We start from the raw sequence: 15,721 nt of genomic DNA on the forward strand, positions 1-15,721 counted from the left end.
CACCTCCTTCCTATATCGATATGTATCCGGTCCAGGTAAGGACCAGGAGCGTAACCGTCACTGCCAGCATGATCGCCAGGGCCATCCTCCACTGCTCTGACCCCCTCTGCATCATCCGCTCCTCATGCAGACCTCCGGCCAGCCAGATGTTGGCCTGTGTAAGTTCTGTGATTAGATCATGATTATACCGGGCCGGGTCTGTCGTGAGGGGCATGTACTGGATGTCTGCTTTACTCATTAGCATTTGCCCCCTTCTCTCCATTTAAAAACAGATCAAGATCCTCCATGTTGATCAGCTTCTTAGATCCAGCCGGTATCCACTTCACCAGGTTATGATCTAACCAATATGATACTGTATAATAAGTAAAACCAAATTTCTTGCATACCTCAGTAATAGTGCAATAATTTGGTACCCGTATCGTTACCATAAATCACCCCTCCTTTCCATCCCCTCCCTATTGACATCTTATGTTGAAGGGAGTACAATTACAGCACATAGAGCAAACATACGTTCTTATTCTTTCAAAAAATAATCAAGTGGAACACCAAAGTAATCAGCGAGGATTTGAAGTTTATCAGCCTTGGGCATCATTTTTCCTCTTTTCCACTCGCTAAAAAAGGAAGAAGGCATATTGACTTTTTTTCCTAACTGATAAAATGATAGCCCTTGCTCTTTCGTCAAGTCATTCAGCCTTGCATAAGAATCAACAGCACTAAGCAAATTAAACGCTCCTTTCTTCAAAAATTCTAATATTTTTATTGACTTTAGCTAGAAAATTCTATATAATCAAATTATCCACTAATTGATTATAAAACTAGAATTTTATATATTGTTATACTAGGATTTTCTAGCTCATGTACATAGTATAGCTAGATTATTCTAGTTTGTCAAGCCATTTTTAGAATTTTCTAGTTTTTCTTGAAAGGGCGATATTATGTACGAAATTTTTGCAAGGTTATTAGACGAGCGACATTTAAGAGCAGCTGATGTGTGTAAGGGAACCGGCCTCCCTTCCTCACTTTTCAGTGAATGGAAACGAGGAAAAAGTACTCCAAAAGCCGATAAGCTTAAAAAAATTGCTGATTATTTTGGTGTATCCGTTGAATATTTAATGACCGGAACAGAGGAGCCAGAAGAAAAGAAAAATCCTTATAGCGATTTGAAGGGCATATACCTGTCCTACGCCAAGGAAGCCCAAGACAGCGGAATCGACCCGGACGATATTCGTCTCGCTCTTGATACTATAAGGAGGTTAAGGGGAGAGAAATAGGATTGGATCAGAATTACAAATTTGAACTATACAAAAATGTTATACGGGTCAAACGTTTTATGGGATTCAAAGATTTCCAATGTGGAATAAACCTTGTAAAAACTTTTGAATCTACTGGTGTAAAAATGGAAGCGCTACCTTTTAAAACACCTGGTTTGCGTGGTATGGCAGCAATTGGAAAAAAGCCACATCCAGATGTAATACTACTAAATAGCGCACGAACATTCAGAGAGCAAAATTTTGATTGTGGACATGAAGCAATGCATCTAGCATTGCATCGGCATACAGGACGGTCTACATTCAATTGTTTTAATGAAGTGGCGGCACCCAATCAGGATCCGTTCCTTGAATGGCAAGCAAATGAAGGAGCAGCGGAATTTCTTATGCCATTTAGGGAGTTTATACCAATGCTGTACGATCTAGTCGGAAAACATCCTGATCAGGTAGCTATAGAAGATTTCGTCAATATAGCATGTGATACATACCTTGTTCCTAAAGCAGCAGTGAAATATAGGATAGAAAACCTAAAATACGAAATCCTACAATACTATGCTGGAATAAAGCTGGAAAATATAAAAATTTTGTCAAAAAAGCAGCAAGAAAAACAAGGATTGCGTACGGAATCTTTCATTGATATATTTGATCATATAAATGAAAAAAGCCACCCCTGTAGGCGCAGGAATGACTTTTAACATAATTCTCTTACTGGGTTAGCTTCCAGAAGATATATTTTGTTTCGCAACCAAATTATATCATCTCTGGAGCATCCTGGCAAGGGGTGTATTTTTTATGTCCATTTTTAAGGAGGAGTGATATAATGGCAACTGCAGTACCCTATAAAGACAAGGATGGAAACATCATCTCTTATCAGATTCAGGTCTTCCGTGGGCGTGATAGTACTGGTAAGAAGCTTAAACCATACACAGAGAGTTGGAAAGTGCCTGAAACATACAAGTCTGATAAAGCAATTAAAAAAGCACTAGAAAAAGAAATGGGCGCGTTTGAAGCCAAATGTAAAGAGGGAAGAATATCTATAGATACCAGTACTCTCTCTGAATACTGTAGGCGTTATATAGAACTTAAAAGCGGAAACAAGAAAAAATCCGTTGCCTTCTATAACAGCCTGCTCCCCAGAATTGATACCGAAATAGGATTTATTAGGATGGACAAGTTAAAAGCAAAACATCTGGATGACTTTTACCTAAAATTGCAACAGGAAGGTATCCGTAAGGATACTAAAGCTGTAGCCAAAGATAGCCTAATCATCGAGCGGAATAAGCGTAAACTGACTAACAAAGCACTTAGTGATATGACTGGACTTACACCAACAACGGTAGGAATCGCCATGAAAAAGCGACATGTAAATTTGGCCACTGCAGATAAACTATCCAAAGCATTAGAAAAGGATGTTTCAGATCTATTTGAAATCATACCTCTTGGAGATAAAGAAGGGTTATCCGCAAAAACCATAGGTCACTACCATACTTTCATCCATTCTGTCCTTGAGATGGCCTGCCAAAAAGGAGATCTAGCAATTAATGTAGCCAGCAGAGCCACACCTCCAGCCATCGTGAAAAAGGAAGCTGAGTATCTAGAAATAGACGATATTATCAGAATACGGGAATGTCTTGAAAAATATCCAATGAAATATAGGGTTATGGTATGTCTGCTCGTAGATACTGGTGTGCGCCGTGGGGAGTTATTCGGTATCCGATGGCCTGTCATTGATTTTGACAAGAAACAGATACTGATTGACCGGAATATACAGAGATTAAAAGGCATCGGCTTATACGCAGATACACCAAAAGGAAAAAAATCAAGGGTAGTCAGCATATCAGACGAGATGACCCGCCTGCTTAAGGAATACCAAGAATATCAGAAAAAAGAACTATTTTATGTTGAAGACTCAGATTACAATAAAGAACAGTACCTATTCATTCAAGAGAACGGGAACGTAATGGATCCCCATAGTCTGAACCATTGGATTATTGATTTTCAAAAAGCTGAGAACCTACCGCATATTTATCCACATAAATTCAGGCATTCACAGGCCAGCATACTGCTCTACTCTGGCATTGATATTGTAACAGTAGCAGGAAGGCTTGGACATGCCCAATCCAGCACCACAGGAAACCTCTACGGCCATATCCTTCGTCACGCTGACCGGCGTGCATCGGATGCCGTAGCCAGTGCATTATATGGGAAAAGATGATGAAAATTTATGGACTATTTATGGACAAAATTTAAAAAAGTCCTCAGAAATAACGAAAAATGACAAGATATACAAATTTTAATAAACCTGGGAAGCCGCATGAAATAAGGATTTTTCGCAAATTACGGAAATGCAAAAAAGTTACAAATTTAACAATGTCAAATTCATACCCGTGGTGTCGAGAGTTCAAGTCTCCCTTCCGCTACTTGTGAATGCCCCTGAAAGCTTGATAAATCAAGTGTTTCGGGGTTTTTGCTTTTGAAAAACCATGTTTACTTTTGTTTACACTCATATAATCATTCTTTTATTTGCTGCTTGTTCCAGTCCAAGTTCTTTATCTGACACATCCTTCTGATCAAAACAATAATGATTCAGCAATGTTTTTTTAATCTTCATGTCCAGTTACATAAGCTTTCCAGATATTTTGTAAAGATTCTACCTGTCCCCCTCTTTCTAGTTCTGCTGGCAATAAAAAGGTAACCTTCATCATAATATCCATATTTAATGCAAAGTTCTAGCCTCATGCCACGCCCCTTCCATTTGTTCGTGTTATACCTTTATCGGACCAGCTCTACTTATAAAAAATAGAAGAAACTCTTTGTGTTAACTCTTCAAGTACTTTCCCACTATCGTATTTTAATAATATTGATGCATGGTAAACAACTTTAGACTCAGTATCTACTATCAACGGCAAATATATCGTATTCGCAAAATTAGCACTAAATATGAATTTCTTAATGTTATCCTTACTCACATTGTTTGAAAATACACATAATATATACTTCCTGTTAATCAATCCTTTTAACTTTTTTCTTTTTTCACTTTTAGCTATTGCTGAATCCATTAATATTTGAACATTTTCAGACTGATAAGAACTGATATCCGGAAAATAATCCATAATAATTATATAATTCACAATCGTTCTTCTCTTTCTGTGTTCAATTTGCTGAAAAATCTTTATATTTCCCATTTCACAGGATAGCTTCTCTTCTAAAACATAACCTTTCTTACTGATTTCATCGCATAGATTATTTATTGAAACAATATTAGTTTCTTTTCGTACAATACACTCATCCATATCTTCTCTTTTACCAAGAAGAAATTTATATGGTTGTATAACTTCTAACAAGGTTACCGCAAAGATCGCACCAAACAAAATAAGAAACAAAAAACTTATAGTAAAGAGAGAAAGGATTAATATATCATCTGTTTCTTTTGGAAGGAAAAAGATAGAAATATATAAACATATAGATAATGTCATAAAAAAAGCAGCTATCCAAAATAGTTTTTTCACTGTTAGAATCTCCCTAACTTATTTTTTCTGTTCATACCATTGCCAACAAAGCACGTATCATTAAAACACATACTTCGTTGGCAATGAACTTAATCAACCGTTATTACATTAAATCTGATTTAAAATACTTTCTTTATGGTAACGAGGATTTAGAGATCTTAATAGTTCATCCATTTTATTCTGCCGTTGTGCCATCATTTTCACAGTATGATCTATGAAGTCATAATTTTTCAACAAAACATCATCTATGGAATTACTGCAATTATATGGTGTGTAATAATTAATATTGTTCCATATTTCTGAACCATAGTGTTTCGCTATTCCCATTCCGTTAGATACAACAGCACTCTTTGCCGCCCCCTTTTTAATATTCCACAACTGCAAATCCAAATGTACTATTTTGGGAAAAACCTGATCATACGATGGTGTGTTCAGGATTTTCTTGAAGCAACCATTATTTAATGTTTGAAATCGTTCAATTAACTTTCTGATTGATATTTCATGCGAAGATCTGACAACTGTGCAACCCAATCATTTATGCATTGCTGATCTAAAGTAATTGTCGGAAGATAATGCCCTCCATCCTCAACACAAAAGAGTTTAAAACCCATATCGGATACATTTCCATAAAGACAGGCATGTTTGATAGATAGTGACATGATCCAAAAAACATCTATATCTCCATGCTTGTATACCCCCTCTCCCTCCATCAACTTCCTCGTTAATCCAGATATCAAGTATGAACAAACATATTCAACTCTTTCTATCCCAAGATAAACTTTTTTAAAGTTCCTGCGTTTTGAAAAATACACGTGGCATTGCCAATCTGATTCCGCAACTAAGGTCAAAGCAAACTCTTTTGATTTTAAAACCACTTTATCCATGGTAAGATAACAATTTCTCCAGTTTTTCTCCATATGTCAACTCTTTTCCTCCTAACGTGCAGGCATATGATGTTTCAATCAAATCTTTTATAAGCGAAATCTCTTCTTCGCTAAAATGAAAATTCATAAGCTTAACCTCCCAATTTTTTAATAGATCCAAAGTTCTATCTATTATCATTCCTGGTGCGGTAGTCTAATTTTTTGCTTTTACTATTGTGGTATTTTATCATCATTTTATTGATATGATACTTTCAATAACTTTATCAGTTCATAAATTTATACATAATAATAAAGAAAACATCTCTTGACTAATTCTCCAGTGGTTAATGCCTTTTCAAACTCATCTTTTATTCTTGCTTCAGGATATAACTTATGTAACTCTGGTGCACTTTGCTCAATATAATACGATAGCAAATGTGGGTTGATACCATAACCCACAGCATCAAAATCCCAATCAATGTTTATTTGTCCATCAAATACATTGCACCCTCTACCATGCAAATAAGCTTCGTACCGTTTTCCGTTCACAAAAAACTCTTTTCGCGGTTCTTGACACTGCCTCATAATAGGACCTAATTCAAACTTATTCTTTACATTTAATGCTTGAAAAAGAAGACTACACCTATCTTCAACAGCCTCTAAATACTCGATTGTTAATTGTTTTAATATTTCATCCAATATTAATTCCTCCAATCATTATTTAATTGCTATTTATACGCATATTTGAGTATATTTTGTAGTCTTCATATGTATGCAACACTGCAATTAAGTAATAGAATCACATTGATGTACCCTCGTCCTTATAATAATGCAGAAGATGTTTAGCTACATTATCGTTGCTTGATGCATCATTAAAATAAGAGGAGCTGATTAACTTAGCACCAAATAAATTAGGCTTAAAACCTAAACTCCATACTGTACTATCATCATATACTGCGTTGTCAAAAGTACATGTATCCAGTCCATCGCACTCTAAAATAGCGCCTCTTAAGTCGCAAAAGTTAAAGTTTACGTTGGAAAGTGTTGAACCTGTTAAATCTGCTCCATTTAAGCTTCCTCCAGAAAAATCACTGGAAATAATTAAAGTCGATTTTAGATTTGCCTTGCTATAATCAGCCATAGCAGATTCCATCCCGATCAATCTCGATTTCTCAAAATTAGAATAATTAAATAGAGTACATTTTGTTTCTGCATATCTAAAATCACAGTTCAAATAGCTGGAATGACTCATATCCAGGTTTGTTAATATACATCTTGAAAAACAAATATCATCAAAGACATTTTCTTTTAACTTGTCTACTGGCAGTTCCATTGGCTCATCGCCTTCTCTTAATATGTACATAATTGCCTCCAAATTTTAGTGATTATCCCAATCGGATAAATCCATTAGTATATCTTCCCATTTTACTATCCCTTTTGGATCACCTCCACCCCACTGGCGCGTACCTATTTTATTGTATTATCATCCTCTTTGTTAGGATTTCTCTCAATCCCAAACGCGTCATACTCATATGAGGCTTTGCAGATTCCACCTTGATTTCTTAGCTCGGATACGTCCCCATGCTCGTTCAATATATAGTAGTATACCACGTTATCTGCTTCTGCGGCAATTACATCGATACCTCGCATGTACATATTAAGTTTTTTACCATCAATACGTTCCTCCACAAGGTTATTATCGTCCCAGCAATTATCTGGTCGTTCTAAGCAGCTACCTTGAGCACTAAAATAAGTCCAGGAATATGTGTAGTGATTACATACTCATGGACTTATTCAGATGTCCAAATACTTGATTTTTGATTACACCTTTCATTACACTTTCGGATGATGTGCTCAAATCTCCTTATTTTATTGGTTTTTATGGGCCTATGTCGAGAGTTCATGTCTCCCTTTTGCTACTGATAAACCTCGAAAGCTTGCCTATCAGGCAGTCCGAGGTTTTTATTTTACAAACGTTATTTTTAAATGGATTCTCCCGCCATCCTGCAAACCATACAAAAAGCATTCTCCAGCGATTGTGTGGATGCGATTCCCTTCCAGGCAATATCATGGGCTGTTCCGTGGGCACAGGTTGTTGCCGGCATGTTCAGTCCTCCCACAATCGTGATCCCCCGTTCAAATCCCTTTAGCTTTAAGGCGATCTGCCCCTGATCATGATACATGGTCACCACCGCATTATATGTTCCGTCAAAGGCCTGTTTAAACAGAGTGTCCGATGCAAATGGCCCCTGTGCATCAATTCCCCTTCCAGACGCTTCCCGGATCGCCGGAGAGATCACCCTGCCCTCCTCGTCTCCGCATAGACCGCCTTCACCTGCGTGGGGATTCAAAGCGCATACTCCGATCTTCGGATGGCGGTATCCTGCTTTTTTTAACGTCTTATCCGCCAGACAGATCGCTTGTACGATCCCATCCACTGTCAGCTGGCTGCTGATTGCTGATACCGGAATATGGCTGGTCACCCTTGTTGTCCATACCTGATCCAGCATATTGATCTCACCGCATTCACCCTCCTGTCCCAAAAGCATGGAAAAAAGTTCTGTCTCACTTGCCGCAGGACTGTCAGCCAGTTTCATGGCCCCTTTATTTAAAGGAGCATAACACACTCCCTGGATCTTTCCATTTTTAAATAATGACACAGCATAGCAGATCATATCAAGACATGCTTTGCCGCATATCTGATTTACTTTCCCCTTCTCGATCATCCCCGGATCCTGGTCCCCCACATGGATCACCGGTATCCCATGCTCCCAGTCAACCGTATCCATGGAATCAAACAGCTTCCAGTTAACATTCAGATCAAATGTCTCCAATGCGTATTTCCATAAATGCACATCCCCCATCACAACGGGTCTTGCATGTTCATTCAAAATCCCTTTTGCTGCCAGTTTTGCCGTCAGCTCCGGCCCAACACCGCTTCCATCTCCTATTAATACTGCCACAACAGGTTTTTCATTCTTTTCCAATCCGCCCACCGCCTTTCTTAAATCTTCCGTCCTGCCTGCATTTCCGGGTAAAACCACATAGGGGATCCCCAAATGTATCCCCAAATGTATCCCCAAACGCAATTTTTTGATCATTGCAGGCTCTTCCTCCTAAAAAGGAAGAGGGAGCTGTCATATGCTCCCCCTTTCCCTTGCTACCTGTACTGCGGCATCCAATCTTTATGGGCCTCAAACAGATCATCACACATAGCTGTAATATCATCCATGGAAAGCTCCGCCGCCACATGGGGATCCAGCATTACTGCCTGGTATACCGCCTCTTTTTTCTTTGTACGCGCGGCTTCGATGGTCATAAGCTGAACATTAATGTTGGTTCTGTTTAATGCCGCCAGCTGTTCCGGCAATTCTCCCACATAAACCGGCGCAATGCCGGAAGCATCTGAGATACAGGGTACCTCCACACATGCCTTGGCCGGAAGATTGGGTATCATTCCATGGTTGATCACATTTCCGCCGAATTTAAACGGCTTATTGTTCACAATGGAGTGGATGATCTGAACTGCATATTCCTTGGACGCCTCATGTCCCAGATCAGGTGAATTGATCAGCTCCTCCCTCATCTTCTGCCACTCTTCAATATGCCTGATACATCTTCTTGGATATTCGTCCAGGGGAATATTATACCGTTGGATCAATTCCGGATATTTATCTTTAATAAAGTACGGCATATATTCCGCATTATGTTCGCTGGATTCCGTGACATAATATCCAAACCGGTGCATGATCTCGTGGCGTACTTTGTCTCCCTCCGGATATCCAAGCTCCTTTGACCTGCGTTTGATCTCCGGATACAGATCCACCCCGTCCCGGCTGACTTCCAAAAGCCATGCCATATGATTGATCCCTGCAATCTTCCACTGCACCTTATCGTCATACTCCATGCCGATGCCGTCAAAAAGCTTTGGCACTGCGACCTGAACACTATGGCATAAGCCGATAAAATTCACATTGGAATAGCGCTGCATATATCCGCTTAACATTCCCATTGGGTTCGTATAATTAAGGAAAACCGCATTGGGACAATATTTCTCCACATGTTCTCCAAACATTTCCAGAACCGGGATGGTTCTTAATGCGCGGAATACGCCTCCCACTCCCAACGTGTCTGCAATCGTCTGCCTTAAGCCGTATTTTTTCGGGATTTCAAAATCCGAAATGGTACATGGGTCATACCCTCCAACCTGAACCGCACAGATCACAAAGTCAGATCCTGTAAGGGCATTGGGAAGCATTGCTTCTCCCACATATTTTTCCAGTGTTACGTTTTTCCCAAAATGATGCTTCATGGAATTCAGCATCAGATAGCTGTCTTCCAGTCTCTGCTCATCTATATCGTATAATGAAAATACCATATCTTCAAGTTCCGGATGGATCATACAGTCACCCAGAACATTTCTGGCAAATACGGAACTTCCTGCGCCCAGAAATGTAATCTTCAAAGCCATGTTGTGCCCCTTTCCACATCCTGTATTATTGCTCATTCAAAACTTCTGTCATACGCTCCTGGCATGCTGCCACCACCTGTTCCGCTGTTGCAGAATTGTTCACTGCCAGCGGATCCATCTCTTCGTTAAATACTTCATTTAGCTGCTGGAAGGATACGGAAGTCTCATCTGCCGCCATCTTGGGATCAATCGTTGCCACGATCTCATTTAAGATCCTCATCTCGTCCGGGAATACCTTATATTCTACACCGCCCTCCAAAAGGCTGGTTCTTACAGGAATGAACGCACCTGTCTCGCAGAATGTCTTCATATTCTCAGCATTGGTGATATAATCAATGACAATTGCCGCTGCCTTGGGATATTTTGTTTCTGAATATGCAAATACTGCGTTGCCGCCCATATCAGATCCTGTTTTTCCATTGCGGACCGGCATATATGTCATTCCCCATTTGTCGCCCATGTTCTCCTGCATATAGGAGCAATGCCAGCTTCCTGAGAATGTAAATGCAGTCTGCTCCGCTACAAACAATGAGTTGGTGGTTGTGGCTCCTGAAAATGCAGTGTTGGCAACCAGATCTTCTTTTCTCCAATCCTCATACAGTTTGATTGCCTCTAATACCTCCGGTGAATCCATTGTAACAGCATCCTGGGCCTCGTTCAGCACAGATCCGCCATTCATGTAAATGAACGGAAGATAGCGATAACCGCTGTTATTCTCCCAGATACCGCCAAATGCATAAGGCAGGCTGTATTTATCCTTTAAGGTCCTTGCAATATCAGTTATTTCTTCCCATGAATAACCATCTTCCACACTGGTGGGAATCCTTATCCCAGCTTCCTCAAACATCCTCTTGTTGTAAAACATTGCCACTGTATCCGTATGATGAGGCATGGCTACCAGTTTTCCCTCATATGTACATGCGGATAAAAATGCCGGTGAAACATCATCCAGGCTCTCCTGGGCAATATAAGGGCTCAGGTCCAGCATTACGTCCGCCTGTTTGAATTTACCAAGTCTCTGATAGGTATAACGCATTACATCCGGCCAGTCATTTCCCGCAATCCTGGTGTCCAGCATATCTCTGTAATCTGAAGACGGATATGTCTGGGGAATGATCTTAATCTCCGGATGGTCCTTCTGAAGATTTGCGATCAACTCATCCCATGCGTCTTTGTCAGAAGTGGATCCTTCCCAATATGCGATTTCAATTTCCGCCCCCTCTTCCGCTTTTAATTCCTCCGCTGCCGCATCTGCCCCTTTTGCTGCCTCTGCCGTTGTCTCTGCCGCCGCTTCTTTTGCCGCTGGTGTTGCCGCTGGTTTTTCTGCGGTTTTTCCGCCGCAGGCAGCCAATCCGCTTACCATACCTGCCGCCAGCATAACTGCCATAACCTTTTTGACTCTGTTTCTACGCATAAAATACTCCTCCTTTATATTTTTACACTTTCGTGTTTATGTATATCGTGTTTATGTGTTTCGTATTTATTTGTTTTTGTATTCCCCTTCCTCCCTAACCTTTAATACCGCTGGAAGCAACCCCCTGTACAAACTGCCGCTGGAATAACAGGAATACCACCAGGACCGGCAGCACAGATATCAGCGAAGCTGCCATCATATCATTCCAGTTAACATACTGCGCCCCGTTTAGATTAGATAATCCCAGCTGTACTGTGTAATACTTATCATTGGAAAGCATGATCAACGGCCACTGCAGATCATTCCAACGCCACATAACCGTGAAGATCACAAGCACGCTGATAAGCGGTTTCACATTGGGAAGTATGATCTTTGTAAAAATCGTAAACTCTGTGGCGCCATCGATCCTTCCCGCCTCGATCAATCCATCGGGGATGTCACTGATAAACTGGCGGGACATAAAAAGTCCCAGTGCTTCGGCACACGGCGGGATAATCACACCCCACAGCGTATTACGGATTCCGATCTTGGATGCAATGACAAATACCGGGATCATGGTGACCTGAAGGGGGATCATCAATGTACTTAATACGATCAGAAACAAAAATTCTTTAAATTTAAAATCGTATTTTGCAAAGGCAAACCCTGCAAGCAGGTTGATACAAACCGTTATCACGGTTGAGAGCAAAGTTACTATAAAACTGTTTCTGAAATAAAGCCCAAATGGCGCCCTGGACAGTGCTGTTGCAAAATTGGACCATATAAATTCACTTGGCCATAACTTGGGGGGAAATGCAAATATTTCATCCACTGGTTTCACTGCGGTTGCCATCATCCAGTAAAACGGGAATAACGCTATCACTGCCGCTGAAAACATAAGCAGAAAGACCGCCGTCTTCATCAGCCTGTATTTTCTCCTATCCATGCCCATACGTCCTGAATCGTTCATATGCTAATCCTCCTTCTCAATCCTGAACCTGATCAATGTGAGTACCACCATAAACGCAAATAATACAATACCGCCGGCCGCCGCCCTGCCATAGTAATTCTTATTAAATGCCTGCTCATAGACATACATTACCATGGTCTTTGTTGCATTCAGCGGACCTCCCTGCGTCATGGTATAGACCAGGTCAAATGAACGGAACGCATGGATCATGCAAGTGATCATTACAAACATATGCGTATTCTTAAGAAGGGGAAGGGTGATGTAGCGGAATTTCTGCCAGGTACTTGCACCATCGATGGTTGCTGCCTCCATCACATCCGTTGGTATTCCCTGTAAACCTGCCAGGTAGATCACCATATTGTATCCGGTCCTCTGCCATACAGTTGCAACGATCAGCATGACCATTGCAAATTTGGGGTCATTCGCCCACTGGATCGCCGTGCCGCCCAGTGACCGGATCAAATAATTGATCAGCCCAAGCTGATCCTGAAAGATCCAGGTAAACACCGTTCCCACAACAACGGTGGACACTACTGCAGGTGCATATATTGCAGAACGGATCACTCCTCTCAGCGGAATCGCACTGTTCAGCAGCACTGCAAAAAACAATGCAAGCACCATTAAAAGGGGTACGGTGGCAACCGTATAATAGAACGTATTAAAAATGGATTTTAGGAATACTTTATCCTGGAAAATATACAGATAGTTCTGTATATCGATAAATTTCGGCGTCCCCATTCCATTCCATTTTACAGTACTATAGTAAAATGACATGAATATGGGAATGATCATAAATACTAAAAACAAGATCATATTTGGAAGAATATAAAGATATGGCACTACTTTAATATTTCTCCAAAAAGGCATTTTTATTTTCGAGTTCTTTTCTACCATAGCGTTCCTCCTTCTTCACAGTGAAACGGCCTAATTGCCTTGTGCCCTGCACTCCAGAACATACATCTGAGAAGTAAAATCACCCATATCTGATCCGGAATTCTTTTTTGTGACCTCCTTTTTTCTTACGGAAGATCCCGTAAATTCCATATCCGTTAACATTCCCATGTTCATAAGTTCGTCCCCGTAATAAGACCTTCCTGTTTCAGCACAGACGTACATCATCTGGGGATCCAATCCTCTGAGCAGCACTTTCTTCAATTTGGGATTGGGTGTGGCCAGCACTTTGTAGCAGCTGACAATGGCTGTCTTCCTGTCCTCCGATACTACCATCCACGCCGCATCGCCCTGATTTTCAAATGGATCCTTTAATCTGTAAAATCTTCCGTACTGAAATACATTCCGGTATTTTTTGTAAAATTGGATCTGTTCCATCACAGCGCTCTGCTCCGCCTCTGTCATCTGATTCGGATCCAGCTCATATCCAAACGCTCCAAAAAAGGCCACATTTGCCCGGAAGCCGATGCTGGTCATCCGTTTCACCTGATGATTCGGAACAGCCGAAACATGGGCGCCTATGGATGACAGCGGGTACACCATGCTTGTCCCGTATTGTATTTTGATCCGTTCCACTGCATCCGTGTCATCGCTGGCCCAGCACTGCGGCGCATAGTACAGCATACCGGCATCAAACCGCCCGCCGCCGCTTGCACAGGATTCAAACAGGATGTCAGGAAAAGATTGGATCAGTTTTTCATATAAATCATATACTCCTAATATATATCTGTGGAAAAATTCACCCTGTTTCTCAGCCCCCAGCGTTGCGCCATACGCCTCCGTAATATTCCGGTTCATATCCCACTTTATATATGAAATCTTGGAATTGCTCAAAACCTTGTGCATCATATTATAGATATGATCCACGACTTCAGGATTGGAAAAATCCAGAACATACTGATTTCTTCCCTGGGACATGGGGCGTTCCGGCACCCTGATCACCCACTCTCCATGGTTTTGATACAACTCACTGTTCTTATTGATCATCTCCGGTTCAAACCATAAGCCAAACTCCAATCCAAGTTCAGCAATCTTTTTGGACAACCCTTCCACGCCGTCCGGAAGCTTGTTCAGATCACTGTACCAGTCACCCAGAGAACTTCCCGCATCATCCCGTTTTCCAAACCATCCATCATCTAATACAAACAGCTCCGCCCCAAGATGTCTGGCCTTCTCAGCTATGTCTAATATTTTCTTTTCATCAAACTTGAAAAAGGTGGCTTCCCAGTTATTCAAAAGGATGGGACGTTCTTTTTCTCTCCAGGGCCCTCTCACCAGTCGTTTGGTGAACAAGCTGTGGAAATTCTGACTCATGCCGTTCAATCCTTCACAGGAGTAAACCATTACCCCCTCCGGGGTCTGGAATTCCTCCCCGGTCTCCAGCATCCAGGAAAACTCAAAGGGATTGATCCCCATCATAACACGGGCGGTCTCATAGCGGTCCACCTCAACTTGCGCCAAAAAATTGCCGCTGTAGATCAGGCAAAATCCGTACACCTCCCCGGACTGCTCTGTTGCCCAGGGACGCTTCAAGGCAATAAACGGATTGTGGTCCATGCTGCTTGCACCTCTGGCACTGGAAACAGACTGTATTCCTCCAACCAGCTTCCGGCGGACGATATGACGCTCTCTTGACCAGGCGCCATCCAGCTGGATCATTTCAAAATCATCATCATACAGATCTATGGATAATGACATTGCCCGGTTTAGTTTTACTGTCCGGCAGCCATGGTTTACAAATTTTGCATTCCGGCAGACCACATCATAATCCTCAAAAATCGTATAGGACAAGATCAATTGTACCTGGATCAGCGGATCCTCTAAAATGACATCCAGAGTGACGGCTTCCTGGTCATCCTCTGTATAAACAGCCGGAAGTCCGTTTAATTTCTTTTTTCCCGAATAGATCTCATGGGATTTATAAGCAAATCCAGTGATCCTGCTGCCGTTGCCCTGCTCGATCTGGTATGCCGGTTCTCTGAAATCAGTCGTTCCATAAGACGGGTATTCCTGCCGTATGGTATCAAGTGAAAACAAAAAATCATTTTCATACACATAAGCCGTGTGGCTCTGTGTTCTCATCTGGATAAAGTGTGCAAAAGAATCCCTGTGGGTCAGCTTCTTTCCAAAATACAACTGGCCCAGCTGCCCGTTTTCAAGAACGGATAAAATATAGCTGATCCTCTGGTTGCACAGATGAAATTCCCTGGTTGACGTGTTATAAATAATTTTTGCCATTCCAATCCCCCTTCTAAGATCGCATATACAGCAAGGTTTTTGTGAACGCGCGTTTATA

17 protein-coding genes are annotated in these 15,721 nt (G+C 41.2%); 3 read left to right on the plus strand and 14 right to left on the minus strand.

Going from position 1 to position 15,721, the window contains the following annotated elements; genetic code table 11:
- Positions 1–10: 10 nt before the first annotated feature.
- The 3 genes from ABID13_RS22155 to ABID13_RS22165 all read right to left on the minus strand — a co-directional run bounded on the left by ABID13_RS22155 (position 11) and on the right by ABID13_RS22165 (position 721).
- Positions 11–238 (minus strand): hypothetical protein, encoded by a 228-nt coding sequence (locus tag ABID13_RS22155; protein ID WP_048929325.1) that lies wholly within the window; start codon positions 236–238, stop codon positions 11–13.
- Positions 231–428, minus strand: coding sequence for a MerR family transcriptional regulator (locus tag ABID13_RS22160; protein ID WP_048929326.1), 198 nt, complete (start codon positions 426–428; stop codon positions 231–233). Before ABID13_RS22160 ends, ABID13_RS22155 begins: the two co-directional genes overlap by 8 nt.
- 86 nt (positions 429–514) lie before the next feature.
- Entirely contained in the window at positions 515–721 is a 207-nt protein-coding gene (locus ABID13_RS22165) for a helix-turn-helix domain-containing protein (protein ID WP_048929327.1), read from the minus strand.
- A 214-nt stretch (positions 722–935) separates the two neighbouring features.
- Here ABID13_RS22165 and ABID13_RS22170 point away from each other — a divergent pair, with 214 nt between their 5' ends.
- The 3 genes from ABID13_RS22170 (at position 936) to ABID13_RS22180 (ending at position 3,483) form a co-directional block, all read left to right on the plus strand.
- On the plus strand, positions 936–1,271 hold the full coding sequence (locus ABID13_RS22170; protein WP_082173802.1) for a helix-turn-helix domain-containing protein: 336 nt from the start codon (positions 936–938) through the stop codon (positions 1,269–1,271).
- Between the two features lie 2 nt (positions 1,272–1,273).
- Entirely contained in the window at positions 1,274–1,963 is a 690-nt protein-coding gene (locus tag ABID13_RS22175) for an ImmA/IrrE family metallo-endopeptidase (protein ID WP_048929328.1), read from the plus strand.
- Positions 1,964–2,088: 125 nt separating this feature from the next.
- Positions 2,089–3,483 (plus strand): tyrosine-type recombinase/integrase, encoded by a 1,395-nt coding sequence (locus ABID13_RS22180; protein WP_048929329.1) that lies wholly within the window; start codon positions 2,089–2,091, stop codon positions 3,481–3,483.
- 571 nt (positions 3,484–4,054) lie between these two features.
- On the opposite strand, the gene ABID13_RS22185 is transcribed toward ABID13_RS22180, so the two are convergent.
- From ABID13_RS22185 to ABID13_RS22235, 11 genes are all read right to left on the minus strand, one after another.
- A complete protein-coding gene (locus tag ABID13_RS22185) occupies positions 4,055–4,777 on the minus strand; it encodes a hypothetical protein (protein WP_048929330.1) in 723 nt (240 codons plus the stop codon).
- A 479-nt stretch (positions 4,778–5,256) separates the two neighbouring features.
- Positions 5,257–5,694, minus strand: a complete 438-nt coding sequence (locus tag ABID13_RS22190) for a hypothetical protein (protein WP_048929331.1) — start codon at positions 5,692–5,694, stop codon at positions 5,257–5,259.
- Between the two features lie 243 nt (positions 5,695–5,937).
- Complete coding sequence (locus tag ABID13_RS22195; RefSeq protein WP_048929332.1) at positions 5,938–6,339, minus strand: DUF6896 domain-containing protein; 402 nt, start codon at positions 6,337–6,339, stop codon at positions 5,938–5,940.
- Positions 6,340–6,439: 100 nt separating this feature from the next.
- Positions 6,440–7,003, minus strand: a complete 564-nt coding sequence (locus ABID13_RS22200; protein WP_048929333.1) for a pentapeptide repeat-containing protein — start codon at positions 7,001–7,003, stop codon at positions 6,440–6,442.
- A 104-nt stretch (positions 7,004–7,107) separates the two neighbouring features.
- Positions 7,108–7,329: a hypothetical protein gene (locus tag ABID13_RS22205; protein WP_147329398.1), complete on the minus strand. Its 222-nt coding sequence runs from the start codon at positions 7,327–7,329 to the stop codon at positions 7,108–7,110.
- A 293-nt stretch (positions 7,330–7,622) separates the two neighbouring features.
- Complete coding sequence (locus ABID13_RS22210; protein ID WP_007867052.1) at positions 7,623–8,741, minus strand: PdxA family dehydrogenase; 1,119 nt, start codon at positions 8,739–8,741, stop codon at positions 7,623–7,625.
- A gap of 59 nt (positions 8,742–8,800) precedes the next feature.
- Positions 8,801–10,111, minus strand: coding sequence for an alpha-glucosidase/alpha-galactosidase (locus tag ABID13_RS22215; RefSeq protein WP_007867054.1), 1,311 nt, complete (start codon positions 10,109–10,111; stop codon positions 8,801–8,803).
- A 25-nt stretch (positions 10,112–10,136) separates the two neighbouring features.
- Positions 10,137–11,525: an ABC transporter substrate-binding protein gene (locus tag ABID13_RS22220; RefSeq protein WP_007867056.1), complete on the minus strand. Its 1,389-nt coding sequence runs from the start codon at positions 11,523–11,525 to the stop codon at positions 10,137–10,139.
- Between the two features lie 94 nt (positions 11,526–11,619).
- Complete coding sequence (locus ABID13_RS22225; protein WP_007867058.1) at positions 11,620–12,474, minus strand: carbohydrate ABC transporter permease; 855 nt, start codon at positions 12,472–12,474, stop codon at positions 11,620–11,622.
- Positions 12,475–12,477: 3 nt separating this feature from the next.
- Positions 12,478–13,368: a carbohydrate ABC transporter permease gene (locus tag ABID13_RS22230; RefSeq protein WP_048929335.1), complete on the minus strand. Its 891-nt coding sequence runs from the start codon at positions 13,366–13,368 to the stop codon at positions 12,478–12,480.
- A gap of 30 nt (positions 13,369–13,398) precedes the next feature.
- Positions 13,399–15,663, minus strand: coding sequence for an alpha-galactosidase (locus tag ABID13_RS22235; protein WP_048929336.1), 2,265 nt, complete (start codon positions 15,661–15,663; stop codon positions 13,399–13,401).
- Positions 15,664–15,721 lie beyond the last annotated feature (58 nt).

It is taken from the genome of Enterocloster citroniae (assembly GCF_040545455.1).
In the GTDB taxonomy this organism is placed as follows: domain Bacteria; phylum Bacillota; class Clostridia; order Lachnospirales; family Lachnospiraceae; genus Enterocloster; species Enterocloster citroniae.